Origin of the sequence: Amycolatopsis sp. A133 (assembly GCF_031082405.1) — a bacterium.
In the GTDB taxonomy this organism is placed as follows: Bacteria; Actinomycetota; Actinomycetes; order Mycobacteriales; family Pseudonocardiaceae; genus Amycolatopsis.
Window position 1 is genome coordinate 220,397 of record NZ_JAVHJU010000001.1, and the last position, 26,328, is coordinate 246,724.

General features: G+C 70.9%; 22 protein-coding genes and 1 pseudogene. 8 read left to right on the forward strand and 15 right to left on the reverse strand.

Going from position 1 to position 26,328, the window contains the following annotated elements; translation table 11 throughout:
- Positions 1–43 precede the first annotated feature (43 nt).
- Positions 44–341 (forward strand): annotated as a pseudogene (locus Q5425_RS01115) (response regulator transcription factor); the annotation flags it as partial.
- On the opposite strand, the gene Q5425_RS01120 reads toward Q5425_RS01115, so the two are convergent.
- Positions 301–2,100, reverse strand: coding sequence for a Xaa-Pro dipeptidyl-peptidase (locus Q5425_RS01120; protein WP_308670131.1), 1,800 nt, complete (start codon positions 2,098–2,100; stop codon positions 301–303). The pseudogene Q5425_RS01115 and the gene Q5425_RS01120 sit on opposite strands and share 41 nt — an antisense overlap.
- A gap of 84 nt (positions 2,101–2,184) precedes the next feature.
- Between Q5425_RS01120 and Q5425_RS01125 the strand changes: the two genes are divergently transcribed.
- Entirely contained in the window at positions 2,185–3,741 is a 1,557-nt protein-coding gene (locus Q5425_RS01125) for a DUF4139 domain-containing protein (RefSeq protein ID WP_308670132.1), read from the forward strand.
- A gap of 67 nt (positions 3,742–3,808) precedes the next feature.
- On the opposite strand, the gene Q5425_RS01130 is transcribed toward Q5425_RS01125, so the two are convergent.
- The 3 genes from Q5425_RS01130 to Q5425_RS01140 all read right to left on the reverse strand — a co-directional run bounded on the left by Q5425_RS01130 (position 3,809) and on the right by Q5425_RS01140 (position 6,201).
- Positions 3,809–4,240, reverse strand: coding sequence for a CBS domain-containing protein (locus Q5425_RS01130; RefSeq protein WP_308670133.1), 432 nt, complete (start codon positions 4,238–4,240; stop codon positions 3,809–3,811).
- Positions 4,241–4,342: 102 nt separating this feature from the next.
- A complete protein-coding gene (locus Q5425_RS01135) occupies positions 4,343–4,789 on the reverse strand; it encodes a hypothetical protein (protein ID WP_308670134.1) in 447 nt (148 codons plus the stop codon).
- On the reverse strand, positions 4,786–6,201 hold the full coding sequence (locus Q5425_RS01140; RefSeq protein ID WP_308670135.1) for a PLP-dependent aminotransferase family protein: 1,416 nt from the start codon (positions 6,199–6,201) through the stop codon (positions 4,786–4,788). The genes Q5425_RS01135 and Q5425_RS01140 overlap by 4 nt, the downstream gene beginning before the upstream one ends.
- A gap of 83 nt (positions 6,202–6,284) precedes the next feature.
- Here Q5425_RS01140 and Q5425_RS01145 point away from each other — a divergent pair, with 83 nt between their 5' ends.
- Positions 6,285–6,857, forward strand: coding sequence for a TIGR03086 family metal-binding protein (locus Q5425_RS01145; RefSeq protein ID WP_308670136.1), 573 nt, complete (start codon positions 6,285–6,287; stop codon positions 6,855–6,857).
- Here Q5425_RS01145 and Q5425_RS01150 read toward each other — a convergent pair.
- Entirely contained in the window at positions 6,850–7,827 is a 978-nt protein-coding gene (locus Q5425_RS01150; RefSeq protein ID WP_308670137.1) for a neutral zinc metallopeptidase, read from the reverse strand. The two genes, Q5425_RS01145 and Q5425_RS01150, sit on opposite strands and share 8 nt — an antisense overlap.
- 113 nt (positions 7,828–7,940) lie before the next feature.
- Between Q5425_RS01150 and Q5425_RS01155 the strand changes: the two genes are divergently transcribed.
- Positions 7,941–9,953 (forward strand): prolyl oligopeptidase family serine peptidase, encoded by a 2,013-nt coding sequence (locus Q5425_RS01155; RefSeq protein WP_308670138.1) that lies wholly within the window; start codon positions 7,941–7,943, stop codon positions 9,951–9,953.
- Here the strand turns inward: Q5425_RS01155 and Q5425_RS01160 are convergent.
- Together Q5425_RS01160 and Q5425_RS01165 are read right to left on the reverse strand one after the other, a co-directional pair.
- A complete protein-coding gene (locus Q5425_RS01160; RefSeq protein ID WP_308670139.1) occupies positions 9,943–10,257 on the reverse strand; it encodes a multidrug efflux SMR transporter in 315 nt (104 codons plus the stop codon). The two genes, Q5425_RS01155 and Q5425_RS01160, sit on opposite strands and share 11 nt — an antisense overlap.
- Positions 10,257–10,868, reverse strand: a complete 612-nt coding sequence (locus Q5425_RS01165) for an NAD(P)H-dependent oxidoreductase (RefSeq protein WP_308670140.1) — start codon at positions 10,866–10,868, stop codon at positions 10,257–10,259. The genes Q5425_RS01160 and Q5425_RS01165 overlap by 1 nt, the downstream gene beginning before the upstream one ends.
- A 76-nt stretch (positions 10,869–10,944) precedes the next feature.
- On the opposite strand from Q5425_RS01165, the gene Q5425_RS01170 reads away from it, so the two are divergent.
- Positions 10,945–11,520 (forward strand): helix-turn-helix domain-containing protein, encoded by a 576-nt coding sequence (locus Q5425_RS01170; protein ID WP_308670141.1) that lies wholly within the window; start codon positions 10,945–10,947, stop codon positions 11,518–11,520.
- Here the strand turns inward: Q5425_RS01170 and Q5425_RS01175 are convergent.
- Together Q5425_RS01175 and Q5425_RS01180 are read right to left on the reverse strand one after the other, a co-directional pair.
- Positions 11,482–12,165: a ferritin-like domain-containing protein gene (locus tag Q5425_RS01175; RefSeq protein WP_308670142.1), complete on the reverse strand. Its 684-nt coding sequence runs from the start codon at positions 12,163–12,165 to the stop codon at positions 11,482–11,484. The genes Q5425_RS01170 and Q5425_RS01175 overlap by 39 nt on opposite strands.
- Positions 12,166–12,371: 206 nt before the next feature.
- The gene (locus Q5425_RS01180) at positions 12,372–13,136 is read right to left on the reverse strand and encodes a DNA-processing protein DprA (protein WP_308670143.1); all 765 of its coding nucleotides are present in this window, start codon (positions 13,134–13,136) and stop codon (positions 12,372–12,374) included.
- Positions 13,137–13,557: 421 nt separating this feature from the next.
- Between Q5425_RS01180 and Q5425_RS01185 the strand changes: the two genes are divergently transcribed.
- Positions 13,558–14,349, forward strand: a complete 792-nt coding sequence (locus Q5425_RS01185) for an isocitrate lyase/phosphoenolpyruvate mutase family protein (RefSeq protein WP_308670144.1) — start codon at positions 13,558–13,560, stop codon at positions 14,347–14,349.
- A gap of 36 nt (positions 14,350–14,385) precedes the next feature.
- On the opposite strand, the gene Q5425_RS01190 is transcribed toward Q5425_RS01185, so the two are convergent.
- The 3 genes from Q5425_RS01190 to Q5425_RS01200 all read right to left on the reverse strand — a co-directional run bounded on the left by Q5425_RS01190 (position 14,386) and on the right by Q5425_RS01200 (position 20,839).
- Complete coding sequence (locus Q5425_RS01190; protein ID WP_308670145.1) at positions 14,386–19,563, reverse strand: adenosylcobalamin-dependent ribonucleoside-diphosphate reductase; 5,178 nt, start codon at positions 19,561–19,563, stop codon at positions 14,386–14,388.
- A 29-nt stretch (positions 19,564–19,592) separates the two neighbouring features.
- Positions 19,593–20,087 (reverse strand): transcriptional regulator NrdR, encoded by a 495-nt coding sequence (gene nrdR, locus Q5425_RS01195; protein ID WP_308670146.1) that lies wholly within the window; start codon positions 20,085–20,087, stop codon positions 19,593–19,595.
- Between the two features lie 278 nt (positions 20,088–20,365).
- On the reverse strand, positions 20,366–20,839 hold the full coding sequence (locus Q5425_RS01200) for a LysM peptidoglycan-binding domain-containing protein (protein WP_308670147.1): 474 nt from the start codon (positions 20,837–20,839) through the stop codon (positions 20,366–20,368).
- Between the two features lie 358 nt (positions 20,840–21,197).
- Between Q5425_RS01200 and lexA the strand changes: the two genes are divergently transcribed.
- Positions 21,198–21,857 carry a transcriptional repressor LexA gene (gene lexA / locus Q5425_RS01205; protein ID WP_308670148.1) on the forward strand — a complete coding sequence of 220 codons (660 nt, stop codon included), beginning with the start codon at positions 21,198–21,200 and terminating at the stop codon, positions 21,855–21,857.
- A gap of 75 nt (positions 21,858–21,932) precedes the next feature.
- Here the strand turns inward: lexA and Q5425_RS01210 are convergent, their stop codons facing one another.
- The 3 genes from Q5425_RS01210 to Q5425_RS01220 all read right to left on the reverse strand — a co-directional run bounded on the left by Q5425_RS01210 (position 21,933) and on the right by Q5425_RS01220 (position 25,006).
- Positions 21,933–22,940 carry a hypothetical protein gene (locus tag Q5425_RS01210; RefSeq protein ID WP_308670149.1) on the reverse strand — a complete coding sequence of 336 codons (1,008 nt, stop codon included), beginning with the start codon at positions 22,938–22,940 and terminating at the stop codon, positions 21,933–21,935.
- A 71-nt stretch (positions 22,941–23,011) separates the two neighbouring features.
- A complete protein-coding gene (hflX, locus tag Q5425_RS01215; protein WP_308670150.1) occupies positions 23,012–24,460 on the reverse strand; it encodes a GTPase HflX in 1,449 nt (482 codons plus the stop codon).
- 42 nt (positions 24,461–24,502) lie between these two features.
- Complete coding sequence (locus Q5425_RS01220; protein ID WP_308670151.1) at positions 24,503–25,006, reverse strand: winged helix-turn-helix domain-containing protein; 504 nt, start codon at positions 25,004–25,006, stop codon at positions 24,503–24,505.
- Positions 25,007–25,069: 63 nt separating this feature from the next.
- On the opposite strand from Q5425_RS01220, the gene Q5425_RS01225 reads away from it, so the two are divergent.
- The gene (locus tag Q5425_RS01225) at positions 25,070–26,323 is read left to right on the forward strand and encodes an MFS transporter (protein WP_308670152.1); all 1,254 of its coding nucleotides are present in this window, start codon (positions 25,070–25,072) and stop codon (positions 26,321–26,323) included.
- Positions 26,324–26,328: the final 5 nt, after the last annotated feature.

Below are 26,328 nucleotides of genomic sequence, written 5' to 3' on the forward strand. Positions count from 1 at the left end.
GACCCCCGGAATGACGCCCCGGCCAGCCACGTTCCCCCAGGCCCAGGGCCGGCTTTCGCTGGACCTGCAGGGGCGCGCGGCTCATGCTGGTGCGCGACGGGGCGAGCCCGGACGCCCGTCCCGCAGATCCGCGCGCGAGACCGAGGTGCTGCGGCTGATCGCGGCGGGCCTGTCCAACACCGAGATCGCTGGTGAGCGAGGCGACCGTGAAGACCCACGTGAACCACCTGCTCGCCAAGGCCGCCCTGCGCGATCGCGCGCAGGAGGTCGCCTTCGCCTACCGCACGGGCATCGCCGGCCTCAGCCGAACGCGGCTCGCAGGGCCGGCTTGCCGCCCGTGACCGGGAGCGTGACCGACGTCTTCGTCAGGTCGAGCGCGAGCCCCGCGCCCGGCTTCGGCCGCAGCGTGTAGTCGTGGTCGCTGGACGCCACCAGGAACTCCAGCCGGTGCCCGGCCGCGAGGATGTAGTCCTTCGGCATCAGCTCGACGCCGATCCGGTAGGTCTGCCCCGGCGTGAGCGGCTCGGTGCGGGCGGGTGACGTGCGGTTCTGCGGGTCGGTCCAGCCGCGGCTGATGACGTGGGACGTGCCGTCGGGCGCGCGGTCGAGCAGGATCGCCGTGACGTTCGCCGCGGGCCGGTCGAACGCCAGCGCCAGGTCGGCGCGGGCCGTGCCGGAGAGCCGTACGGCCTGCTTCGCCGCCGAAGTCGCGTAGAGCAGGCGGTTGCCGGACGACGCGAGACCGGCCAGCTGCTCGATCGTCTTCGACGAGTCGTCGGCGAGGGTTTCGGCGGCCGCCGTGCCCGGGACCGGGTTGCGGGTGTCGATCGTGCCCTTCGAGCGGCCGCCGGGCCACGGGTACACGCGGACGTCCGCGGTGCCCGGCGCCGGCCAGTCGGCCTCGTCGGTCCACGACTTGTCCTCGCGCTGGATCGTCGCCTTCGGCTCGTTCTGGATGCCGTTGTCGATGCCGTAGAGGTAGTGCGACATCCACTTGTTCAGCGTCGCGAGCCAGACGTCGCGCCGCAGCGAGTACGGGTCCGCGTGCCCGGACTGGTGCAGCCAGATCTTGTGCTCGACGCCGCGGGCCTTCAACGCCTCGTACCAGGTCGCGACCTGCTCGGTCTTGACGTTCCAGTCGTTGAGGCCGTGCACCGCGAGCACCGACGCGTGCACCTTGCCGACGTCGTTGCGGTAGTTCCGGACGTCCCAGAACGGCGTGTAGTCGCCGGTGACCCGGTCCTGGTCACGCGTGAGCCCGTCGATCACCGGGCGGCAGATCTGCCGGTCTTCGCGGGTGTAGACGTACTCGGCGAGCACGTCGGCGTCCTCGCCCTGGAACCCGCCGGCCGCGACCACCGCGCCGTCGTGGCGGTAGTACTCGTACCAGCTGGAGATGGCCGCGATCGGCACGATCGTCTCGAGGCCTTCGACCCCGGTGCTCGCGACGGCGTTGGGCAGCGTCCCGTTGTACGACACGCCCATCATGCCGGTCTTGCCCGTCGTCCAGTCCGCCTTCGCCGCGGCACCGTTCGTGTCCCGCGCGCTCGTCCGGCCGTTGAGCCAGTCGACGACCGAGCGGGCGCCGATCGTCTCGTTGACGTCACCCGTGGTCGGGCAGCCGGTCGAGAGCCCGGTGCCGAGCGACTCGCCGTAGACGACGGCGAACCCGCGCGCGGTGAAGTAGTCCTGGTAGCGCCAGGTGATCGGGGTGGCCGGGCCGACGCCGTGCGCGGCGACGCGCGGGCCTTCCGGGCCGCGGGCGTGCCCGGGCGCGTACAGCTCGACGTCGACGTTGTGGTTGGCGACGTCGTTGCCGCCGGCGTAGTAGGGGCTGGCCTGGTAGACGACGGGCACCTTCAGGCCCTGCTGCGTGGCGCGCGGGCGCACGACCTGGGCGTGCACGAGGTCGTCGGTGCCGTCGTGGTCGCTGTCGACGGGCGCGGTGACCCAGACGTCTTCGCGGACGACGTCGGCCGGGTCGAACACCGGTTGCGCCTGGCCGCCGGTGAACACCGGCGACGGCGGGGCGGCGGCTTCCGCGGTGACCGCGGTCAGCGGCAGGGCGAGCACGGCGGCGAGCAGGACTGCGGCTTTCACTCAAACCCCCAAGCCGGGCGAAGCGGACGTCTGGAGACACTTCCGGTCCGCCCGCGGGGGTGTCAAGAGACTAACGTCGGAGGCATGCCGACCGTGGAAGCGCCGATCGCCGCCGTGACCGTTTACCCGCAGCAGGCGCGGATCACCCGCCGGGGCCAGGCTCCGCTCGACGGCGGGCCGCGCCTGACGTTCGCCGGGCTGCCTCCCGCGCTCGACCCGGGTTCGGTGCGCGTCACCGGCACCGGGCCCGCGCTGATCACCGGCGTCGACGTGCGCACCGAGCGGCACGCCGCCCCGGCCGACGCGGCGTTGCGGGCGCTCGTCGAGCAGCGTCGGGCGGATCAGGCCACGCTTGACGGCGTCCTGGACGACGAAGCGGCCGAAACGATGAAGGTGGATCTGCTGACTTCGCTGGCGAAGCGCAGCGGCGGCAGCTTCGCGAAGGCCCTCGCGGCCGGGACCGCCGAGCCGTCGCGGGTCGCCGAGGTGACGGACGCGCTGAGTGCGCGGCTGGCGTCGGCGTTGAAGGCGCGCCGGGTGCTGAGCGAGCGGATCGCGCGGCTGCGCGAGGACCTCGCCGCGCTCGACCGGCGGATCGGGACGCACAGCGCGCAGTCCGAAGAAGACAGTATTTCGGTGGTCGTGGAGCTGGAGATCGCGGATCCCGCCGGGTCGGCGGAGCTGGAACTGTCCTATGTGGTCCCCGGCGCGAGCTGGGAACCGGGCTACGACATCCGGGTGCGCGGCACCGACGTCACCGTCATGTCGTACGGGCTGGTCAGCCAGTACACGGGCGAGGACTGGCCGGAGTGCGAGCTGGCGCTGTCGACGGCGCGGCCGGCGGTCTCGGTGGTCGTGCCGGAACTGCAGCCGTGGTACCTCGACCGCGTGCACCCGGCCCCGTACGCGCCCACGGCCGCGTACGGCGGAGCGGGCGGCGGAATGCCCGAAGGCGTGCAGATGGCGCGGTTCGCGGCGGCGGCCCCGGCGATGGCGCCGAAGCTGGCGTCGGTCGAGCAAGGGACGACGGCGGTGACGTACCGGCCGTCGCGTCCGGTGGCGGTGCCGTCCGGGGTCTCCGGCCACCGGACGACCTTGGCGCAGCTTTCGCTGACGGCCGGCTTGGGTTACGTGACGGCGCCGGTGCTGGCCGAAGAGGCGTACCTGCGGGCCACGGTGGTCAACACTTCGGAGCACGCTCTGCGGCCCGGACGGGCTTCGGTGTTCCACGACGCGGAGTTCGTCGGGACGACGGTACTGGAGGCGTGGGCGCCCGGAGAAGAGCTCGAGCTGGCGCTGGGCGTCGACGACCGGATCCGGATCGAGCGGGAGCTGGTGCGGCGCACGGCGTCGAAGGCGACGCTGTCCGGGCAGAAGCGGCGTGAGGCGGAGTACCGCATTTCGGTCGGGAACCACGGGCCGCGGGAAGCCGTGGTGACCGTGCTGGACCAGGCGCCGGTTTCCCGCGACGACACGATCACGGTCCGGGACGTGAAGACGTCGCCGGAGCCGGTGGAGACGTCGGCGCTGGGCGAGTTCACGTGGCGGCTGGCGCTGGCGCCCGGCGAGAGCAAAACGGTGACGTTGTCCTACCGGGTGGATGTCGCGAAGGGCGTGGAACTGTCGGGCTGGCGGGAGTAGCCGTCAAGCGCCCCAATGTGGCGTTGGTTGCGTCCAACGCACCGAACGCCACATTGGGGCGCTCGGCTCAGCCCTGGGAGATGTAGGCCTGCAGCTGTTCCTGGCTCTGTTCCAGCTGTTCCATCCGGTTCTTCACGACGTCCCCGATGGACACGATCCCGGCCAGCCGCCCGTCGGCGAGGACGGGGACGTGGCGGATGCGGCGTTCCGTCATCAAGACCGACAGCTGGTCCACCGAGTCGTCCGGGGTGCAGCTCGCCACCAGTTTTGTCATGATCTCCGACACCGGGCCGTCGAGCAGGGCCGGGCCGTGCTCGTGCAGCCGCCGCACCACGTCGCGTTCCGAGACGATGCCGGCGATCGAACCGTCGGGTGCGACGACCACCATCGCGCCGACGTTGTGGTCGGCCAGTCCGGCCAGCAGCGTGGTCACCGTCGTCTCCGGGGTGACCGTCGCGACTGCCGACCCCTTCTTGCGCAGCAGATCCGCAATCCGCATGGCGATCCTTCCCGTCGGTGAGCTGGATCACCACAGGTTAGGGCCCCGCGACGCCCCGCGAAAGTCCGGCAAACGGGGCGTCTTCGTGGTATTCGGACCGATTCAGCCGAGCCGTTCGGCCAGGCCGTCCAGCGCCAGCCGGATTCCGGCCGCGTAATCGTCGTCGCCGAGGGCGTCCAGGCGCGCGCGGGCCAGCCCCAGCTGTTCGCGGGCCGCGGCCAGGTCGCCGAGCTTGCGGTAGTCCTCGCCCAGGTTGAGGTGCAGCGACGGGTAGAAGCCGCGCACGGCCAGCGACGAGTGGTACTCCTGGGCGCGCGAGTCGGTCAGCGAGTCGGCCGCCGCCAGTGCCCGCAGGTCCCACTCGAGTTCCTCCGCCGGGTCGTCGCAGACGTCGGCCATGTGGTGCGCCAGCGCGACGCGGTGCAGCGGGTCGCCGTCGTCGCCGATCGACGCCCACAGCGCCGCGAAGGTCGCGTACGCGCCGGCGCGGTCGCCGCCGACGTGCTGCCGCAGACCGGCGTCGATCGCCACCATCACGTCGTCGGTCATGCCGCTCCTTCGTCCGCCAGTGCCCGCAGCCGGGCCAGTCCCGGCTCGATCCGCTCGGCCGCGACCGCACCGTAACCGAACACCAAACCGGGCCGCCGCTCCCCCACGCCGAAGTCGCCGAGCGAGTACAGCCGGACGCCGTGCCGGCGCGCCGCGCGGACCAGCGGGCCCGTGTCGGCGGCCGAAGCGGCGCTCAGGTGCAGGCCCGCCGTCGACGGCAACGGCGTGAGGAAATCCGCGAAGTCCCGGGCGAGCACCGCGGACAGGAGTTCGTGGCGGGCGCGGTAGACCTTCCGCATCCGCCGGACGTGCCGGGCGAAGCCGCCTTCGGCCATGAACGCCGCCAGCGCCGCCTGCTCGACGTTCGGCGCGTGCCAGTCGGTGAGGTAGCGGGCCTTGACCAGGGCGGGCACCAGTGACGGCGGCGCGATGAGGAAACCCAGCCGCAGCGCCGGCGAGAGCACCTTCGAAAACGAGCCGACGTACACGACGCGGCCCCGGGAATCCAGGCTGTGCAACGGTTCCAGCGGCCGGCCGGTGTAGCGGAACTCGGTGTCGTAGTCGTCCTCGACGAGCACCGCGTCGTTGCGCTCGGCCCAGTCGAGCAGCTCCAGCCGGCGGTCCAGCGACATCGACAGGCCCAGCGGGTACTGGTGCGACGGCGTCACGTACACCAGCCGCGTGCCCGCCGGGATGGCGCCGACGACGATCCCGGAGGCGTCCACCGGCACCGGCGCGACGCGGACGCCGCGCGCGCCGAGCACCAGCCGCGGCGGCGGGTAGCCGGGGTCCTCGACGGCGGCGAGGTCGCCGGACCGCAGCAGCACCCGCGCGACGAGGTCGGTCGTCTGCTGGGCGCCGGCGGTGACGACGACCTGCGCCGCACTCGCACGGACGTCGCGCGACACGCCCACGTGGCGGGCGATCTCGGCGCGCAACCCGGCGTGGCCCTGCGGGTCGCCGTAGGTCATCAGATCGGCCTGGCCGGCGCGCAGCCGCTGCGTGATCAGCCGCCGCCAGGTGTCGAACGGGAACCGCGAGAGATCGGGGACGCCCGGCCGGAAGTCGAACTCCGGTGCCGGGGCGAACGGCGCGGGCGGCGGCGGAACGGCGTCCCACTCCGGCAGCGGCCGCACGCCCGGGCCGTCCGGGACCGGCGAAGGACGCTCCGCCGGCGAAGCCGTGACGAACGTGCCCGCGCCGACGCGCCCGGTGAGGAACCCTTCGGCGGTGAGCCGGTCGTAGGCCGCGCTGACCGTCGTCCGGGAGACCGCCAGCCGCTGCGCGAGCTCGCGGGTCGGCGGCAGCGCCTCGCCGGGCCGGATCCGCCCGGCCAGGATCGCCGCGCGCAGCTGCCGGTAGATCGCGTCGCGGTGGCCCCGGGTCCCGGTCAGGTCGATGTGGATCTCCACCCTTCCCAGCCTAGATCGGCCCACGAAGGTTGCGGTGGATTTGGCACTGTTCGTGGTCCGCTTCCCCGCCTAACGTCCCCGGCATGGATCTTCGCGAACTCGACCGCCGCACCCTGCTCGTCCTCGACAAGATGGTCGCCGGCGTCACCCCGGCCGACCTCACCCGCCCGACGCCGTGCACCGGCTGGACCCTCGCCGATCTCCTCCGCCACCAGGTCAGCGAGAACCACGCCTTCGCGACGGCGGCCCGCGAAGGCTCGGCTCCGGACTGGGACGCCGGTTCCCTGGGCGACGACGTCTACGCCGCGTACCGGGCGTCCGTCGACGACTTCCTCGACGCCTTCGCCGGCGACGCCGTGCTGGAGCGGAAGCTCACCATCAACCACTTCGGCACGTTCCCCGGCTCGATCGCCGCGCACATGCACCTGGTCGACACGGTCGCGCACGGCTGGGACCTGGCCCGCACGCTCGGCCTGCCCTACGAGCCGGACGCCGAAGCCGTGTACATCGCCACGAAGCTGGCCGAGCGGATCCCGGACGAAGGCCGCGAAAAGAACGGCTCGTTCGCCCGCAGCGTCGAGGTTCCCGCCCACGCGAACGAGCTCGACCGGTTCCTCGCGCTCCTCGGCCGCGACCCCGCCTGGACCCTCAGCTGACCTCGTCGACCGGGGCGCTCCACGTGTCGCACGCCTTCGTGGCCTTGGCGTCGTAGCCCGCCTTCGCCCAGGACAGCTGGTGCTCGCGGGAGCCGTGGGTGTCGCTGTCGTTGGCCCGGCCGTAGTCGGCGACCGCGGCGTTCGCCAGCGACCGGCTGATCGAGCCCGAGCCGGCGACGGCGGTCAGGAACAGCGCGCCGAAGCAGTTCGCCTGCAGCTCGATCCGGCGCACGACCTCCTTGTCGGCCGCGCTGTCCTCGTCCGGCGAGGTCATCTTGTCCGCCGCCGCGGAGAGGATGCCGCTCTCGCGCTGCACGTGGTGGCCGTACTCGTGGGCGATCGTGGCGATGTGCCGGGCCTTGTTGAGCCCGGCGTCCGACAGCATCCAGTCGGTCGGCGCGTAGATCGTCGTGTCACCGCCGCAGTAGTAGGCGACGGCTTCGTTCTCCGTCGGCGCTTCGCCGCACGAGCTGTGCTCCGGCAGCGTCACCGACACGGTGGCGGTCAGCGTCGGCTCGTTCGCCTTCTCGAGCGCCGGGCGCCACGACTGCTCCAGGCAGGCGACGAGCGCGCCGTAGTAGGCCTTGAGCTGCTCGGCCGCCCGGCCGAGGTCGGGCAGGTTGCAGGTGGCGGGCCCGGGGCTGATGCCGGCGCCGAGCAGCGGGTTGCGCGCCAGCTCCGGCACGGCCTTCGGGGTCTTCCCGGTGCCGCCGAACGTCCGGCCGGTGTCGGCACCCTGCGCGGCGAACGCGCGGCCGTCCACCCGGTGCGGCATCGTGGCGGCGATCAGGGAGAAGGCCACCACCACGATCAGGACCCCGGTGACGGCACCCCAGAGCCGGTTGCGCGGCGGCGCGATCGGGACGGGCGGGGCCGGGGCCCAATTCGGCGCCCACGGGTTCGGCTCCGGCACCCACGCGGGCTCGGGCGGCCGGGCCGTCCCCGGCCATGGCGGCTCGGCGTCGTTCACGTTCTCCCCCTGCTGTGTGGCACCAGCATACGGACCCCCCGGAAGGCGGGGATCACGAAACGAAAACGCGGCCGGGTGGCCGCCGGACCCCCGGCCGGGCGAGACTGAACCCCATGAGTGTCGAGGATCCTTACCTGTGGCTGGAAGACGTGACCGGCGACGACGCGCTCGGCTGGGTGCGCGCCCGCAACGGCGAAACGCTGGCCGAGCTGACCACCGGGGCGCGGTTCGCCGAGCTGCGTGACGAGCTGCGCGAGGTGCTCGACGCCGACGACCGGATCCCGTACGTGCGCCGCCGCGGCGAGTACTTCTACAACTTCTGGCAGGACGCGAGCCACCCGCGTGGCCTGTGGCGGCGCACGACACCGGAGTCCTACCGGCAGGCCGAGCCCGAGTGGGAGCTGCTGCTCGACGTCGACGCGCTGGCCGAGGCCGAGGGCGAGAACTGGGTCTGGCAGGGCGCCACCGTGCTGCGGCCGGACTACCGGCGCGGCCTGGTCGAGCTGTCCCGCGGCGGCGCCGACGCCACCGTGGTCCGCGAGTTCGACCTCGACGCGCACGAGTTCGTCGAGGACGGCTTCACGGTGCCGGAGGCGAAAACGCGGATCGGCTGGATCGACGAAGACCGCGTCTACATCGGAACGGACTTCGGCCCGGGTTCGCTGACCAGCTCCGGGTACCCGCGGCTGGCCAAGGAGTGGCGGCGCGGCACGCCGCTCTCCGAAGCCGTCACGGTCTTCGAAGGCAAGCCCGACGACGTCTCGATCGGCGCGTCCCACGACCCGACCGAAGGCTTCGAGCGCGACTTCGTCAGCCGCGCGATCGACTTCTACCGCTCGGAACTGCACCTGCGAACGCCGGGCGGGCTGGTCAAGATCGACATCCCGGACGACGCGAGCGCGTCCGTGCACCGCGAATGGCTGCTGGTGCGGCCGCGGACGGCGTGGACCGTCGGCGGCACCGAGCACCCGGCCGGCTCACTGATCGCCATCCTCTTCGACGCCTTCATGGCCGGCGACCGGGACTTCACGACGCTGTTCACACCCGACGAGCACACCTCGCTGAGCTACTGGGCCTGGACGCGCCACCACCTGCTGCTCGGCACGCTGCGCGACGTCCGCACCGAGCTGCGCACGCTGACCCCGGGCCCGGACGGCTGGCCGGAGGCACCGCTGGCCGGCGGGCCCGAGTTCGGCAGCGCGGACATCTTCGACACCGATCCCGACGTCAGCGACGAGTACCTGATCGACTCCAGCGGCTTCCTCCAGCCGTCGACGCTCAGCTGCGGCCACGTCGGCGAAGAGGTGGAGATCCTGAAACAGGCTCCGGCGTTCTTCGACGCTTCGGGCATGAGCGTCGCGCAGTACTTCGCGACGTCAGAGGACGGCACGAAGATCCCGTACTTCGTCGTCCGGCCGTCCGGGGCCGAGGGCGGCCCGGCGCTGCTGACCGGCTACGGCGGCTTCGAGATTTCGCTGACGCCGTCCTACAGCGGCATGATCGGCCGCGGCTGGCTCGCCCGCGGCGGCACGTACGTCGTCGCGAACATCCGCGGCGGCGGCGAGTACGGGCCCGGCTGGCACACCCAGGCGATCAAGGCCGAGCGCCACCGCGTGTACGAGGACTTCGCCGCGGTGGCCGCGGACCTGGTTTCGCGGGGCATCACGACGCCGGCGCAGCTCGGGATCCAGGGCGGCAGCAACGGCGGGCTGCTGATGGGTGTCATGCTGACGCGCTACCCGGAGCGGTTCGGCGCCATCGTCAGCCAGGTGCCGCTGCTGGACATGCGCCGCTACCACCTGCTGCTGGCCGGGGCGTCCTGGATGGCCGAGTACGGCGACCCGGAGGACGCCGCGGAGTGGGAGTACATCTCGGCGTACTCGCCGTACCAGAACGTCCACAAGGGACGGGAGTATCCGCCGTCGCTGTTCGTGACGTCGACGCGCGACGACCGCGTGCACCCCGCCCACGCCCGCAAGATGGTGGCGCGGATGCGTGAGCAGGGGCACGACGTCCGGTATCACGAAAACATCGAAGGCGGCCACGGCGCCGCCGCGGACAACGAGCAGCTGGCGTTCAAGTGGGCGCTGGTGTTCGAGTTCCTGTGGGAGCAGCTCACGAAGTGACCCGCGCGAGCACGACGCCGCCGACGATCAAGGCCAGCGCGGCCACCCGGCCGACGCTGAGCGGATCCTTGGTCACGACGACGCCGAGCACGATCGCGCCGACGGCACCGATCCCGGTGAACACCGCGTAGGCGGTGCCCACCGGGACGGTGTCCATCGCGCGCGACAGCAGGTAGACCGCGGCGGCGCCGAGCGCGAAGCACAGCAGCGTCGGCCACGGCCGCGTGAAGTTCTCCGTCGGTTTGATGCTCTGCGACCAGGCGATCTCGACGAGCCCGGCGAACACGAGCGTCACCCAGCCCATCAGAGCGCCTCGAGTGCTGCTTCGAGCGAAGTCCGCCGCTCACCGTCGCGCGCGGCGAGGTGCGGGTCGACCAGGGCGTTGGTCAGCTCGGCGTGCACGAACCGGACGTCGTCGACGCCGTAGTGCCCGGCGATGAAGTCCCGCAGGTAGCGCTCGTGATGGTCGAAAGGGGCTCGGGGAGTTCCGGGGGCATACGTCCCGCCGCGGGCGCCCGCGATGACGAACGCTGTGCCCTCGAGGTTCATGCGCGGGAACGTCACCTGGTCGATCCACGCCTTGAGGGCGGCCGGGATCGAGAAGTTGTACATCGGCGCGCCGATCAGCACGACGTCGGCTTCGAGCAGCTCGGCCAGGAGCGGTTCGACGACGGCCCAGGCCTTCTTCTGTTCCGGCGTCTCGACGACGTCGGCGTAGTGCGCGGGGTCGGTGATTCCCGCGGCGAGCAGGGCGTCGCAGATCTCCGTCCAGGCCTCCCCGATCACCGGCACCGGGTCGGCGGCGAGGTCGCGATACGTCCGGGTGCCCGTCCAGGTGGCGGCGTACCGGGCGGACAGCTCGCGGGAGAACGACGAGCGGCGGGCGCTGGAGTCGAGGTGCAGCAGGTGGGGCACGATTCCTCCTCAAGTGGACACGGTGTCCGTTTGACTCAACTGGACGCCGTGTCCGGATATTCCCTAGGCTGGCGCCATGCCCGAACGCGCCGACGCGGCTCGCAACCGCGCGAAGATCCTGGAGGCGGCGGAGGCGCTGTTCACCGCCCGCGGCGCGGCCGAGGTGACGATGGAGGACATCGCGCGGGCGGCCGGGGTCGGCCGCGGAACGCTGTACCGCCGCTACCCGGACCGTTCGTCGATCGCCGTGGCGTTGCTGGACGAGCACGAGCGCCGGCTCCAGGAGCAGCTGCTGCGCGGCGACCCGCCCCTGGGCCCGGGCGCACCCCCGGCCGAGCGGCTGGCGGCGTTCTACGAGGCGATGGTGGCGCTGCTGGAGCGGCACGCACCCCTGGTGCTGGGCACCGAGGTCGGCCATTCGCGTTTCACGACGGGCGCGTACGGCTTCTGGCGCACGCACGTCCGGGTCTTGGCGGAGGCGGCGGGGGCTGCGGATCCGGAAGTCCTGGCCGATGTGCTGCTCGCCCCACTGGCGCCGGAGCTGTTCCTGCACCAGACGTCTCGCGGTGTGCCGGCGGACCGGATCACCGCGGCGCTGAGGCAGCTGGCCGGGCTACTGGAGCCTCGCGAGGGCGGCGTCGAAGGCGGTTAGGACGTCCGCGACGAACTCCCGCCGTCCGACGCCGAGCCGCCCCAAGGCAGCGCCGTGATCCGCGGCGACCGTGATCGTGACGCCGAGCAGCAGTACCCGCCACGCGCCGAAGAGCGCGGCCCTCGCGGGCTGGCCCAGCTCGCGGAAAGCGATCCCGAGCCGGTGGCAGTGGAACGGCACGTGCCGCTCTTCGTCGGCGAGGATCCGCGCGGCGACCTGCGTGACCAGCGGGTCACCGGTGCCGTCCCGGAGCGCCCGGTAGTACCGCAGGGCGACGACTTCGGCGATGAGCAGCACCATGAGTTCCAGCCGCAGCCCGAGCGCCCGCCGCAGCTTGACGAACACGGTGTCCGACCAGTGTTTCCCGATGGTGGGCACCCGCGCGGCAGCCAGCAGTCCGGCGAGCATCCGGGCATGATTTTGTTCTTCGGCGACGAAGAGCCGCACGGCGGCGAGGTAGGTATCGTCCCCGGCGGCCTTCGCGATGAGGTTGGCACCGTCACCGGCCTCGCCGACCTGGAAGCGCTGGACGCTCTTGGCGACGTCGGGGTGAAGCTTCGCGCCCCGGTCCCAGGGCGGGTCTTCGCGCTGTCTGCGGCGTTCGGCCTCGGCTTCGAAGTCGTGGAGCCAGTGCGCGTGGGTCATAACTCCGATGATGCCGTGGGGTGGTGGATCCGGCGGGCGGCGCCTGACTCGAAGCCGCCCATTGAAACTTGGCCGGCTGCCACCGGAATCGCGACCGGGTACGGCACTGTCCGGTCGGACCGCTACCGCGCCGGGCGAACGCGGGCGCGTCCGGCGCGCACCTGGTCGAAGCCAATGCAAGGTGCCAGGTAGGACTGCGTGAACCGTCACTGCTCGAAAAGACCCGGTGGCGCCACGTCGCCGCGCAGCCGTCGCAGCTGATCAAGGAGCTCTTGCCGGTCAGTCATCGAATGGGCTCCGGCCGCGACTAGCAGTTTGTTGCCCGGCGCTTCGTCCGGTGAACTGCTCGGCACCAACACAGGTCGCCTTCCCCGGAGCGCCGTCTCACCGGCCGTCAACGTGCCGCCGGTTTCCCCTGCCTCGACGGCGACGAGACCCAGGCTCATCCCGACGATCACCTGGTTTCGGGTCATCGCCGCCCCAGCGGACCATCGCTGGGTCGGCGCGAACTGTGAAACGACCAGCATCCTGTTGCTCAGACCTTCGGGCGCGATTTGTTCGCGATAGGCCTTCTTCAAGGCAAAGCGTTCGATTCCCTCGGCCAGGACCGCGACCGTCCGCCCACCCGCCTCGAGAACCGACAGGTGTCCGGCGGTATCGACGCCCTTGGCGTAGCCCGAAACCACGGCTAGCCCCTCTTCGGCGGCGAGCCGACCACACGCCCGCGCCGCGCGGAGGCCGGCCACCGTGGCGTTTCTAGAGCCGCACAAGCCGACAGCCGCCACCCCGAGCAACTCCAGCGGCCCACGGACGTACAACACTGGTGGCGCGCCGGAAAAACGCCTCAGCCGCTCAGGGTACTGCGGATTGCCGCACAGTACGGCGCGCACCCCAGCGTCACGGAGCTTCGCAGCGGTCTCGTGTGCGTCGGCGAGAATCTCCCGAGGCAGCTCATCGATCGCGCGGAGCAATGCGGCGCGTCTCGGCCCCAGCAAGCCGCGAACGGCGTGACGAGGTCCGCCCGCGACGCCGGGAGCCAACAGAGCGAGCACGAGCTCACTGGTCTCAGGGCTGCGATCGACTGAAGGAATGGGTATAGAGCGGGCGAGAAGGGCCGGAGCCGACGTCGTACTGGGCTTGGTGGCAGCTCGCAACTTCCGACGCTGACATTCCTGTTCAGAGTTCCGGCGAACCTCGAGGATGCCGCCGAGAACACGATCGAGTAGCTCGCCGGAGAGGTCACCCGGCGGCCGGAACGCTCGAACAGCGGCTCGCCGAGGCCGTGGTCCGGTTCGAGGATGCGGCGGCTGACCGCGGGCTCGGATCGATGATGGGAGACTCGGGAGAACTATGCATTTGTCGGATGGATCCCGCGGGAGCAAGCTGGGACCCATGACCGCTGCCGAGCAGTTCCGCGCCCTGCACGAGCGATCCGAGCCCTTCCTGCTGCCGAACCCGTGGGACGCCGGGACGGCACGGCTCCTCGCCGGTCTCGGCTTCGACGCCCTCGCCACGACCAGCCTCGGCGTCGCCAACGTGGTCGGCCGGACCCGGGCGACCCGGGCGGAAATCCTGGCCAACGTGCGGGAGATCGCCGAGGCGACGCCGCTGCCTGTGAATGCCGATCTCGAGAACGGCTTCGCCGACGAGCCGGCCGAAGCCGCGAAGATGATCGACGCGGCAGCCGACGCCGGGGCGGTGGGTGCGTCCATCGAAGACCTCACGGACGATCCGCAGCGGCCGATCTACGAGCTCGGGCTGGCGGTCGACCGGGTTCGCGCCGCGGTGGAGACCGCGCGGGCCCGGTCGGTGGTGCTCACCGCCCGGTGCGAAAACCTCTGGCTGGGCGTCAACGACCTCGGCGACACGATCCGGCGGCTGCAGGCGTACGAGGAAGCGGGCGCCGACGTGCTGTACGCGCCGGGGTTGCGGACGCTCGAACAGATGCGTGCGGTGGTGACGTCGGTGGGCAAACCGGTCAACGTCGTGATGGGGTTCGCGGACCCGTCGATCACCCTCGAGCAACTGGCGGGGATCGGCGTCCGGCGGGTCAGCATCGGTGCGGCGTTGTCGCGGCTGGCGCTCAAGTCGTTCATGGACGGGGCGAAGGAGATGCGCGCGGGGCGGTTCGGCTTCGTCGGCGAGCTGCCGCCGGTTTCCGAACTGCACCGGTTCTTCGGCTGAACCGGGCGGCCGGCGCCCGGTTCAGCCGGAGATCCGTCAGCTGCAGCCGGACGTTGCGCCGCAACCTTCGCAGGCGTAGCACGAGCCTGCTGGGCGCATCTTCGTTCCGCACGTCATGCAGAGCGGGGCGTCCGCTGCCTTGCCGAGGCGCAGCTCCATCAGCTCCGTTGTCGTCTGGGCTTCGCGGTGCGGGTGCTCCGGTTCGTCCGCGTGCGGCTCCGGGGACGCGTCCACTGTGGACTGCAGCGCCTCCAGGTCGACGCCCTGGTTGCCGTAGGTCGCCTCGACCTCGGCCGAACGCTCGTCCGCCGAGAGGATGCCCAGCTGGGAGCGCTTCTCGTACGGGAGGTAGTCCAGGGCCAGCCTGCGGAACAGGTAGTCCATCACGCTCGTCGCGATGCGGATGTCCGGGTCGTCGGTCATGCCCGCCGGCTCGAAGCGCAGGTTGCAGAACTTCGACACGTAGAACTCGAGCGGGATGCCGTGCTGCAGGCCGACCGAAATCGACATCGAGAACGCGTCCATCACGCCGGCCAGGGTCGACCCCTGCTTGCCGAGCTTGACGAAGATCTCGCCGAGGCCGTCGTCCGGGTACGAACCCGCCGTCAGGTAGCCCTCCGCGCCGCCGACCGTGAACGACACCGTCTGGCTCGGGCGCTTCTTCGGCAGGCGCTTGCGGACCGGCCGGTATTCGACGACCTTCTCAGGCTCGGCGGCCGCGGCCGCCGTCTCCTTCTTCGCCGTCGACAGCGGCTGGCCGACCTTGCAGTTGTCGCGGTAGATCGCCAGCGCCTTCAGCCCGAGCTTCCAGCCCTGGAAGTAGATCTCCTCGACCTCTTCGACCGTCGCGGACTCCGGCATGTTGACCGTCTTGGAGATCGCGCCGGACAGGAACGGCTGCACCGCGGCCATCATCCGGACGTGCCCCATCGGCGCGATCGACCGCTCGCCGACTGCGCAATCGAACACCTCGTAGTGCTCCGGCCGCAGCCCCGGTGCGTCGACGACGTGGCCGTGCTGGGCCACGTACTCGACGATCGCCTCGACCTGCTCGTCCTGGTAGCCCAGCGCCGTCAGCGCGCGCGGCACCGTCTGGTTGACGATCTGCATCGAGCCGCCGCCGACCAGCTTCTTGAACTTCACCAGCGAGAAGTCCGGCTCGATCCCGGTGGTGTCGCAGTCCATCATGAAGCCGATGGTGTTGTGACTGACGAACCCGTTCGCCACGTAGGTCACGTTCTCGGGCACCGACAGGTCGAAGGTCGGCTGCAGGCCACCATCCTCGTTGGACAGCACCGGCTCGAACAGATAACCGAGCGCGTGTCCGAGGCGCTGGTCGGCCGTCTCACCGAAGATCCGGCGGCCGAGCATGCGCGGCACGCCGCCCGTCTTCCCGAGCGCCTGCACGACCGCGTCCCGGGATTCGTGCCCCGCCGGCACCAGTTCGTCCCACACCCGCCGAGGCAGGTGGATCCGGTCGCTCTTGGCCGAACCCCGCGGTTCGAGCGCGACCACCGCACGGTTCTTCCGGTCGCCCATGAATCCGACGACCTCGTCGAAGATCAACGCGTGGTCGACGTTGCGCAGCCGGACCTGGTGCAGCACATCGCCCCAGCCGCTGGTCGTCGCCCTCGTCGTGGAGGCCATGCCGAGCGACAGCAGGAGCGTGCGGATGTCCTCCGCGAACAGTTCCGACGCGGTCGCGACACCCGGCACCCCTTCGAGCACCGTGCCGTCTGCTTCGAAGAGCCCCCGCAGGAAAGCCGCGTAGACGCCCGCGGCGTTGGTCTCACGGATCGCCGCGGGGATCCGCGGTGTCCAGCCCTTTCCGGTGTGGTCGGCTCCCGGCAGGTCCTTCGCGAAGCCGGCCGCCTGCCACCACCTCGCCAACCGGACGGACTGCAGGGTCACCTCCTGGTACCCCTGGCACCGGCGGACGGCGGGGTCGAGGTTGAAGAGGCCCTTCGCCAGCGTCTGCAGCCGCACCACGACATCCGGATCGGTGTCGGCGACGCAGAAGCGGATGCCCTTGGCGTGCAGGCTGCCATCGCCCATGAAATAGCCGACCAGCTCGGCCAGGTCCTCGTCCACGGCGTCCGGGACGCAGATCGCCCGGTCGTCGGTGTAGTACGCCTGATCGAGCACGGGCAGCGGAACCTGCCGGGGGGCACCGACCAGACCGCCCAGCTGGAGTGGCACGAGATCGCCCGGCCGGATGTCGGCGAGACGCCGCCACACCCAGCCCCCGGTTTCGGCGTCGACCACCTTGGCGCGGTGCGCCAGTGTGCCCTGGAGGCGGTAGCCGCCCTTGGTCACGACGCGCCTGGTCGGCTCCTCGCCGTTGACGAAGAACTTCGTCGCCTGCCGAGGCCCCTCGTCGGTCGACACGGTGACGTCGATGTCCTGCCAGCGGTCACCGTAAAGGTCGCCGAGCTCGGACAACCGGGCCAGTCCCCGATCGGTCGTCACCAGGGTGTCGGCGGTCAGGCATCCGGTGGGGGCGAGCACCGACGCCTGCGCGTTGCGCCAGCCGTGCTTCGTCCCGATGTCGATGCCCTTCTTCCACTCCTCGGTCGCCAGCGCGCGGACGGCGGCGTCGTTCGAGTGGTAGGTGCGGACGAGCTCGTTCGCCGCCGCGTGCTTGCGCATCACGCGCTGGTGCGCTTCGGCGTTGCGGGCGTACCCCTCGTACGCGCCGACGACCTGGGCCATCTCCGCCGAACGCCGGTACGACACACCCGTCATCAGCGAAGTGATCGCCGCCGCGAGCGCGCGGCCGCCTTCGGAGTCGTAGGCGTGGCCGAGCGCCATCAGCAGCGCGCCGAGGTTGGCGTAGCCGATGCCGAGCTGGCGGAACTTCCGGGTGGTGTCGGCGATCGGCTCGGTCGGGAAGTCCGCGAAGCAGATCGAAACGTCCATCGCCGTGATGACGAACTCGACGGCGCGGGCGAACAGCGGCGCGTCGAACGTGCCCTGCGGCGTGATGAACTTCAGCAGGTTCAGCGACGCCAGGTTGCAGCTGGAGTTGTCGAGGTGCATGTACTCGCTGCACGGGTTCGACGCGGTGATCCGGCCCGACTCCGGGCAGGTGTGCCAGTCGTTGATCGTGCCGTCGTACTGGATGCCGGGGTCGGCGCACTCCCACGCGGCCTGGGCCATGGTGCGGAACAGCTTCTTCGCGTCGGTGCGGTCGATGACCTCGCCGGTGAGCCGGGCGCGCAGGCCGAAGCCGGTGCCGTTCTCCACCGCGTGCATGAACTCGTCCGACACGCGGACCGAGTTGTTCGCGTTCTGGTACTGCACGGACGAGATGTCCGCGCCGGAGAGGTCCATGTCGAACCCGGCGTCGCGGAGGACCTTGATCTTCTCTTCTTCGCGCGCCTTGGTCTGGATGAACTCCTCGATGTCCGGGTGGTCGACGTCGAGCACGACCATCTTCGCCGCGCGCCGGGTGGCACCGCCGGACTTGATGGTGCCCGCCGACGCGTCAGCGCCGCGCATGAAGGAGACCGGCCCGGACGCGGTGCCGCCGGAGGTGAGCAGTTCCTTCGAGGAGCGGATGCGGGAGAGGTTCAGCCCGGCGCCGGAGCCGCCCTTGAAGATCAGGCCCTCTTCGCGGTACCAGTTGAGGATCGACTCCATCGTGTCGTCGACGGCGAGGATGAAGCAGTTGTGAACACGGAGGTTTCCGGAAAGGTACTCGCCGGATTCCGTCTGGATGTCGTAGACCGGCATCTCGCCACGGCTCTCGACCGCGGCGATCTCCAGCCGCTTCCTCTCCCGGGCAGGCAGGCCGGGCTTTTCGAAGGACGCCTCCAGCTTCGCCGTCTTCACCGGATCGATGAAGCCGATTTCGTCCGCGAAGATCCGCCGGTCACCGGCGTTCTGGATCCGGATGCCCCAGAGATCGTGCCGATCCGGCCTGCTCTCCTTCTTGCGGCCCACCCGGGCGAAGATGCCGAACCGGGCCAGCAGCTGCTGGAGGCCACGGACCAGGCCTTCGCCGATCATGTCCAGCGCCACCAGAGTGGACCGTTCACGTGCGGACACATAGCCCTCGGCCTGGAAGATGCTCCGCAGGTACGCGGCCACGACCGGGAGCGGCGCCGTGTACAGGTGCTCCGGCACCTCCATTTCGGTCCCCCGGGCGCGCAGGCCCCAGCTCTCGACGAAGTTCTCGAGAACGTTGCCGTAGAGCCGGGTGCGGCGGCAGTCGAGCGTCTCTTCCTGGGTTTCGACGGCACGTTCGTGGCGGTGGACGTCCGGGAAGACGCGGTCGAGGGCATCACGCACCCAGGCCAGCTCGGCGTCGTTCACCGTCATCGCTTCGATGGTGAGCGAGCGGTTCGTCCCGCGGTACTGACCGACGAAGCCGTCCGACTGCAACCAGCCCGCCAGCGCGGCTTCGGCGACGTCGGTTTCCCTGATCTCTTCTTCACCGAAAGCGCTGCGGCGGTGCCATTCGAGCTGGTCTCCGACCCGCAGCTCGCCGGCAGGCACGAACTTCCCGCCGCCCGCACTCGCACGCCACACGAGGTGGTCCGCTGTCACGTCGAGGACGTGGCCCGACTTCGTCGTGACCCGCAGGACTTCCTTGATCCCGTTCGCCTTGGTGGCGACGACCTTGGTCAGCCCGTGCGCGTCGTAGACTTTGGCACCCACGGCGTTCAGCTCGACGAAGCGGCCGATCGGCACGGCGCCGCCGGGAGTGCTCACCAGGGCGTCGTACGGCTGGCAGGCGGAGACTTGCTGCTTCGACGGCGTGCCGACGTTGAACCAGACCGGGGAGTTGAAGCTGAAGACCTGGTGCAGCAGCATCCAGGTGAGTTCGTGCTCGAAGATCTCGAGGTCCTGCGGCGTGGCGAAGTAGCCGTGGTCGCCCGCGGCCTTGACGTAGGTCCGCACGACCCGGTCGATGAGCTGCTTGAGGCTGCGTTCACGCTGCGGGCTGCCGACGGCGCCGCGGAAGTACTTGCTGGTGACGATGTTGGTCGCGTTCACCGACCAGAACTCGGGGAACTCCACGCCGCGCTGCTCGAAGTTGACCGAGCCGTCGCGCCAGTTCGTCATGACGACGTCCCGCTGCTCCCAGGTCACCTGGTCGTACGGGTGCTGTCCCTCGGTCGTGAACACGCGCTGCACGCTCAGCCCGCCGGCGGTCTTGCCCTTCTTGCCGGCGGCCGCGCGGGCCCCCGTTCCCACGGTTTCCGTCATCGGTTGAACCCTCTCCCGCAGCGGGACGGCTAATCGCCGTCTTCGCGCTGATCGCTTCCCTTCGGGGCAGCAGCACCCGCCATGGCCTCACGCAGGTCGGCGATCTCCTTCTCGAAGTCTTCGACCGAGGAGAAGGAGCGGTAGACACTGGCGAACCGGAGGTAGGCGACCCCGTCGAGCTCACGCAGCGGGCCCAGGATGGCCAGGCCGACCTCGTGGCTCGGGATCTCGGCCAGCCCGGCGGAGCGGATCGACTCCTCCACGCGCTGCGCGAGCTGCTGCAGCGCGTCGTCGTCGACCGGCCTGCCCTGGCAGGCGCGGCGGACGCCGCTCACCACCTTGTCCCGGCTGAACTGCTCGGTGACCCCGGACCGCTTGACAACGGCGAGCACCATCGTCTCCGACGTCGTGAACCGCCGTCCGCACGACGCGCACGAGCGCCGCCTGCGGATCGCCTGGCCTTCATCCACCTCTCGGGAGTCGACGACCCGAGAGTCCGCATGCCGGCAGAACGGGCACCTCATCCGCCGATCACCTTCCCTCCGCGCCGGCCGCCCGCGGTCGACGCCCCGGCGGCCACCATGCACCCCTGCGCACCTGGTGATCGTTTTGTGGACATCCGGTGGGTAACGGCCGACCAGCTGTGGACAACTGCTGTCCAGTCTACCCCAACCTGTGGACCAACTACAGCGGTGTAACTACTACATGTAGCGGCGAAGGGTAGAACTCGGGAGGTGCGTGCGCAAGCGCCACGCCGGACGCGATCCACGCCCGGGTGAGTGCGGTTGACGGCCCCGGCGGATCAGGGTGCGGGCGCGGCGGCCGGGTCGGCCACGGGGACCGTGAGCGGCAGCCCGGGCACCAGAACGGCCTGGTCCAGGCGATTCAGTTCCTTGATGCGGGCGACAACCGCGCCAGGCTCGCTGTCCGGCGCGAATCGCGCGGCCAGCGAAGCGAGCGTGTCGCCCTGACCGACCGACACCGTCGCGGTCCGCTCGGGCACCGGGGCGCCGGACGCCCCGCTCCCCAGAAGACCCAGTCCGGTGATCACGAGGCAGCTCGCGACGGCGAGCGCGGCGAGCCACGGCCACCGCACCGGCACCCGCCGCGGCGCCGCGCAGGGTGCGCCGGCCGGACGGCGGCCGGCCACGACCCGCGCGCGGGTCGGCGGGCGGTGCACCTCGCCGCGGCGCCCGCGCAGCACGCGCACGGGACGGAGGGGCGCCGGGACCGGGGTCGCCGGGCGAACGTGTCCGCGTTCGGCCAGAATGGACATCCGAACCTCCTCGAAACCCTGTGTCCGCCCGTTTCCCGGGCCGGAGCGGCCCGTGGATCAAGGTCGAACAGGCGTTCTATCGAACGCCCGTGCGAAGGTCTACCACCTGCCACCGACAAAATCGAGCGGACACGGCGTGTCGATCGAACAGATGTTTGAAATCGTCGTGCCCGGGGGCTAACGTCGGTGACCAGGGCATCTGCCGGGCAGATGCCGCCGGCGAGCGTGCCCGCACCCCGCGGGCGGCGGCCGGCGCGCAGATACGTGCAGCGAACGTCTGGGAGGCGACGCAGTGGCGAAGGAGAACAAGGCGGGCAGGACCAGTGGGTCCCCCGGCGGCTCGGGCAAGGTGCACGCCATGCCCGAGGTGTACGAGGTGGACGACGCTCTCACCGTCCGCCAGCAGCAGGTCCTCGACGTGATCCGCTCCTGGGTGAGCCGGTTCGGCTACCCGCCGAGCGTCCGCGAGATCGGTGAAGCGGTCGGGCTGACGTCGACGTCGTCGGTCTCGCACCAGCTGCGCGCGCTGCAGCGCAAGGGCTACCTGCGGCGCGACGCGAACCGCCCCCGCGCAGTCGGTGTCCTCTCGGCGACCGACGACAACCCCATGGGCATCGAGATGGACCAGCAGCCGGTCATGCCGAAGGCGGCGTACGTGCCGCTGGTCGGCCGGATCGCCGCCGGTGGCCCGGTGCTGGCCGAGCAGGCCATCGAGGACGTCTTCCCGCTGCCGCGGGAGATCGTCGGCGAGGGCGAGCTGTTCCTGCTGAAGGTCACCGGTGATTCGATGGTCGACGCGGCCATCACCGACGGCGACTGGGTGGTCGTCCGCCAGCAGCCGGACGCGGACAACGGCGAGATCGTCGCGGCGATGATCGACGGCGAGGCCACGGTCAAGACGTTCAAGCGCAAGGGCGGCCACATCTGGCTGATGCCGCACAACGAGGCGTACGAGCCGATCCCCGGCGACGACGCCACGGTGCTCGGCAAGGTCGTCGCCGTCCTGCGGCGTCTTTAGGGGGTCGCTCCCGGGCTTTCGCACGGCCCGGGAGATTCACCGGATCGGATGATCTTCGGCCGTGGGGAGCCGAGATCAGCGGCGAGCTCGGCGACGCAGCTTGCTGAAGCCGAACCAGCCGAGGCCGATCACCGCGACCGTGATCCCGGCGGCGGGCAGGACGGGCAGCCCGGCCCCGTCCCCCGCCGAACCGGACGACGCGCTCGTGCCGGTCGTCCCCTCTGCCGGTGCGCCGGACTGCGCGGCCGACGCCGCCGCGCCCCGCACCGTGCGGAGGGGCTGGCCCACGCCTTCGCTCCCCGAGATCAACGTCCCGTCGGGATCGAAGGCGATCGCCTCGCCCTGCTTTTCCCCCGGCAACGGGATCCGCACCGGGTTGCGCTGCAACGCCGCCGGCACGTCGCCGTCCGGAGCCGCGTACACATACGCGTCCGTGTAGGTCCGCAACGCGACGACGCTGCCGTCGGCCGTGGACGCGCCGCCCGTCACCAGGATCGAACCGATCGAGCCGACCGGGCCGCCCTGGGTGTCGGTCGTCTCGAACTTCACCGTGCCGACCTTCTCGAGGTTGGTCGGTCCTGGGCTCGCCAGCGGGCCCGAAGGCCGGTACACGCGAGCCTCGCCGAGAACGTCCTTGGTGATCAGGTACGGCGTGCCCGCCTTGTCCATGATCAGCGCTTCGGTGTCGTGCTGGCCGTCCGGGTACATGAGCCGGTGCAGCGTGACCTTGCCCTGGGGGCTCATCTCCAGCAGGGCGACCGTCAGCCGGCCCTTCTGGTTGTCGCCGGTGTCGGACAGCCACAACCGCCCGTCGGACGTGCGGGCCAGGTCCTCGACGTCGAACGGGTCCGTCCGGTCGGTCATGACCTTCTGCACCTTGCAGTCCCGGCCCAGCACGAACACCTGGACCTTGCTGCCGCCGTCGTTGATCGCGTACAGCTGCGAACCGTCGGAGACCAGGCCGGACAGCTCGCCGATCCGGGAGTCCTTCATCGTGCACAGCGGCTGCGGCGTCTCGGCCGCCGACGCGGGCACCGCCCCGCCCAGCACGGCCGTGAAGACCAAAACGACAGCCCAGCGCACCCAGCCACCTCCGAGTAAGTTCCGGTGTGCGATCCCCGTGGACCGCACACCGGAACTTACTCGAAGACGTCTCAGGCCCTGGTCGAGTTGGTCTCGTACTCGCGCAAAGCCGCCGCGAAGTCCGGGCGGACCCGCACCAGCAGGCGCGTGCCGTCCTCGGCGTGCTCCTCTTCGAGGACCTCGCCGTCCGCGTGCGCCCGCGCGACGAGCTCGCCGCGCGAGTAGGGCACGAGGACCTCGACCGTGACCTCCGGCCGCGGCAGGCGGTCGGCGATCACCTCGACGAGCTCGGGGATGCCCGCCCCGGTCCGCGCCGAGACCTGGACCGAACCCGCCAGCGCGTGCCGCAGCCGGGCCAGGCTGACCTCGTCGGACGCGTCGGTCTTGTTGATCACCAGCAGCTCCGGCGGGAGCGGCTCCTTGCGCTTGCGCGTGATCTCGCCGAGCACCTCGCGCACCGCGCTGACCTGCTCCTCGGGTGCCGGGTCGGACCCGTCCACCACGTGCACGAGCAGGTCGGCGTCGGCCGCCTCCTCCAGCGTCGAGCGGAACGCGTCCACCAGCTGGTGCGGCAGGTGCCGCACGAACCCGACGGTGTCGGTCAGCGTGTAGCCGCGCCCGTCCGGGGTCTGCGCGCGCCGCGTGGTCGGGTCGAGGGTGGCGAACAGCGCGTCCTCCACCAGCACCCCGGCCCCGGTCAGCGCGTTGAGCAGGCTCGACTTGCCGGCGTTGGTGTAGCCGACGATCGCCACGCTGGGCACCTCGTTGGCCAGCCGCCGCCCGCGCTTGGTCTCGCGGATGGTGTCCATGGCGGCGATCTCGCGACGCAGCTTCGCCACGCGCTTGTTGATCCGCCGCCGGTCGGTCTCGAGCTTGGTCTCACCGGGACCGCGCAGGCCCACACCGCCGTTCGCGCCGCCGGCGCGGCCACCGGCCTGCCGGGACAGCGACGTACCCCACCCGCGCAGCCGCGGGATCAGGTACTGCAGCTGGGCCAGCTCGACCTGCGCCTTGCCCTCCTTGGACCGGGCGTGCTGGGCGAAGATGTCGAGGATCAGGGCGGTCCGGTCGATGACCTTGACCTTCACCTTCTCCTCGAGCTGCCGCAGCTGGCCCGGCGAGAGCTCGCCGTCGCAGATCACGGTGTCGGCGCCGGTGGAGCCGACGATGTCCCGCAGCTCCCGCACCTTGCCCGAGCCGATGTAGGTGGCCGGGTCCGGCTTGGCCCGCCGCTGGATGAGGCCTTCGAGGACCTCCGAGCCCGCCGTCTCGGCCAGGCGCGCCAGCTCGGCCATCGACGCCTCGGACTGCAGGGCCGTGCCCTCGGTCCACACGCCGACCAGCACGACGCGCTCGAGCCGCAGTTGCCGGTACTCGACCTCGGTGACGTCGTCCAGCTCCGTGGACAGTCCCCTGACCCGGCGCAGCGACGCCCGGTCCTCGAGCTCCATTTCGCCTGTCGACAGGTCGCCGTCGTACAGGTCGTCGTCGTGGTCTTCGGTGTGTGTCAGTTCTGTCATCGTGCCTCCATGTTCCCACGATTCGCCGCGGGAACCGAACTTTTACGTGCTGGGATAGGTGGCGAGGTAGATCGCGGTGCGCTCGGCGCCGGGACGGCGCGGGCGCGCGCGGAATTCCTCGAGCAGGGCGTCGAGCCGCGATTCCAGCTCCGCCCGCTCCTCGGGGGCCACCTGGACGACCAGGCGTGCCTGGTGCACACCCTCGAACCCGGTGTCGGCGATCTCGGCCAGATAGGCCTCGAGCACCGCCTGTTCCACACCCTTGTCACCGCATGAGTCGAGTGTCCACGAAAGCCCCGTCGAAAGATACGGAATTTCCTTCGCGCCACGGGCCCCGCGGCGCGGGGGCTGCGCGGCGAGGAAGCCGGTCTCGACGAGCTTGCGCACGTGGTGCAGCGTCGTCGCCGGGTCCCGGCCCAGCTTTTCGGCCAGCTCCTTGTTCGTCAGCGCCTCCGAGAAGGTCAACCGGATGATGCGCAGCCGTATTCCGGAGGCCAGCGCCGCGGCCTCGGCTTCAGTCGCGGCACGTCGTTTCTCAGAGGGCACGCGCACAGCCTAGAGCGAACAGTGATTGACACTTTCCAATCACTCCCGGCACACTCGGGGACCATGCACCGGGGGTCACTCTTCCGCCACGCCGACTTCAGGCGGCTCTGGGCCGGCGACACGGCCAGCCAGTTCGGCACCGCCGTCGGGTACACCGCCATCCCGCTGCTCGCCGCGGTGACCTTGGCGGCGACGCCGTTCGAGATGGGCCTGCTGACCGCGGCCCAGACCCTCGCGTTCCTGCTGATCGGGCTGCCCGCCGGCGTGTGGGTGGACCGGATGCGGCGCCGCCGGGTCATGCTCACCGCCGACTTCGTCCGCTTCGCCCTCCTGCTGAGCGTGCCGCTCGCCTGGTGGGCCGGGGTGCTGACGCTCGCCCAGCTGCTGGTGGTCGTTCTGTTCGTCGGCGTCGCGACGGTGTTCTTCGACGTCGCCTACCAGTCGTACCTGCCCTCGCTCGTCGGCCGGGAGCACCTCCTGGAGGGCAACGCGAAGCTCCAAGCCGTCCAGTCGGTCGCGCAGATCGCCGGGCCGAGCGGCGCGGGCGTGCTGGTCCAGCTGGTCAGCGCGGCGAACACGGTGCTCGTCACCGCTTTCGGCTACCTGACGTCGGCACTGTGCCTGCTGCGGATCCGCGCGGCCGAACCGGAGCCCGAGCGGACGGAGCACACGAAGCTGCTCCCGCAGATCGTCGAAGGACTGCGGTTCGTCTTTTCCGACAAGCCGTTGCGCTCGAGCGTCGCGTGCACGGCGACGGCGAACCTCTTCGGCGGCGCGTTCATGGCGGTCCAGGTGCTGTTCCTGACCCGCACCGTCGGGCTGTCCCCGGCGGCCGTCGGCGTGCTGCTCGCCGTCGGCGGCGCCGGCGGCATCCTCGGCGCGGTCTTCTCCGGCGCCCTCACCCGGCGGATCGGCCACGCCCGCACGATCTGGCTGGTGCCCCTCCTCTCCTGGCCCGCGCACCTGCTGATCCCCTGGACCGGCCCGGACTGGCGGCTCGCCGTGGCCGCGTTCGGCGAGGTCGTCTACGGGTTCGGGGTGATCATCTACAACGTCGCTCAGGTGTCGTACCGGCAGGCGATCTGCCCGGACCGGCTGATGGGCCGGATGAACGCGAGCGTGCGTTTCCTCGTCTGGGGCACGATCCCGCTGGGCGGGCTGCTCGGCGGCGCACTCGGCGAAGGGCTCGGGCTGCGCGGTGCGGTGTGGGTGGCGGTGGCCGGCGAAGCGGCTGCGGCGCTGTGGGTCGTCTGCTCGCCGCTGCGGAAGATGCGCGACCTGCCGACCGAGGCGAAAACCGGTTCCGGCGCCGCCTAGAGTTG

What these genes read in the sequence shown, in the direction of transcription:
- Q5425_RS01125 (WP_308670132.1), top strand. Translation starts at nt 2,185, where the DNA reads ATGCCGACCGTGGAAGCGCCGATCGCCGCCGTGACCGTTTACCCGCAG.
- Q5425_RS01130 (WP_308670133.1), bottom strand. Translation starts at nt 4,240, where the DNA reads ATGCGGATTGCGGATCTGCTGCGCAAGAAGGGGTCGGCAGTCGCGACG.
- Q5425_RS01135 (WP_308670134.1), bottom strand. Translation starts at nt 4,789, where the DNA reads ATGACCGACGACGTGATGGTGGCGATCGACGCCGGTCTGCGGCAGCAC.
- Q5425_RS01145 (WP_308670136.1), top strand. Translation starts at nt 6,285, where the DNA reads ATGGATCTTCGCGAACTCGACCGCCGCACCCTGCTCGTCCTCGACAAG.
- Q5425_RS01155 (WP_308670138.1), top strand. Translation starts at nt 7,941, where the DNA reads ATGAGTGTCGAGGATCCTTACCTGTGGCTGGAAGACGTGACCGGCGAC.
- Q5425_RS01160 (WP_308670139.1), bottom strand. Translation starts at nt 10,257, where the DNA reads ATGGGCTGGGTGACGCTCGTGTTCGCCGGGCTCGTCGAGATCGCCTGG.
- Q5425_RS01170 (WP_308670141.1), top strand. Translation starts at nt 10,945, where the DNA reads ATGCCCGAACGCGCCGACGCGGCTCGCAACCGCGCGAAGATCCTGGAG.
- Q5425_RS01175 (WP_308670142.1), bottom strand. Translation starts at nt 12,165, where the DNA reads ATGACCCACGCGCACTGGCTCCACGACTTCGAAGCCGAGGCCGAACGC.
- Q5425_RS01185 (WP_308670144.1), top strand. Translation starts at nt 13,558, where the DNA reads ATGACCGCTGCCGAGCAGTTCCGCGCCCTGCACGAGCGATCCGAGCCC.
- Q5425_RS01190 (WP_308670145.1), bottom strand. Translation starts at nt 19,563, where the DNA reads ATGACGGAAACCGTGGGAACGGGGGCCCGCGCGGCCGCCGGCAAGAAG.
- nrdR (WP_308670146.1), bottom strand. Translation starts at nt 20,087, where the DNA reads ATGAGGTGCCCGTTCTGCCGGCATGCGGACTCTCGGGTCGTCGACTCC.
- Q5425_RS01200 (WP_308670147.1), bottom strand. Translation starts at nt 20,839, where the DNA reads ATGTCCATTCTGGCCGAACGCGGACACGTTCGCCCGGCGACCCCGGTC.
- lexA (WP_308670148.1), top strand. Translation starts at nt 21,198, where the DNA reads ATGCCCGAGGTGTACGAGGTGGACGACGCTCTCACCGTCCGCCAGCAG.
- hflX (WP_308670150.1), bottom strand. Translation starts at nt 24,460, where the DNA reads ATGACAGAACTGACACACACCGAAGACCACGACGACGACCTGTACGAC.
- Q5425_RS01225 (WP_308670152.1), top strand. Translation starts at nt 25,070, where the DNA reads ATGCACCGGGGGTCACTCTTCCGCCACGCCGACTTCAGGCGGCTCTGG.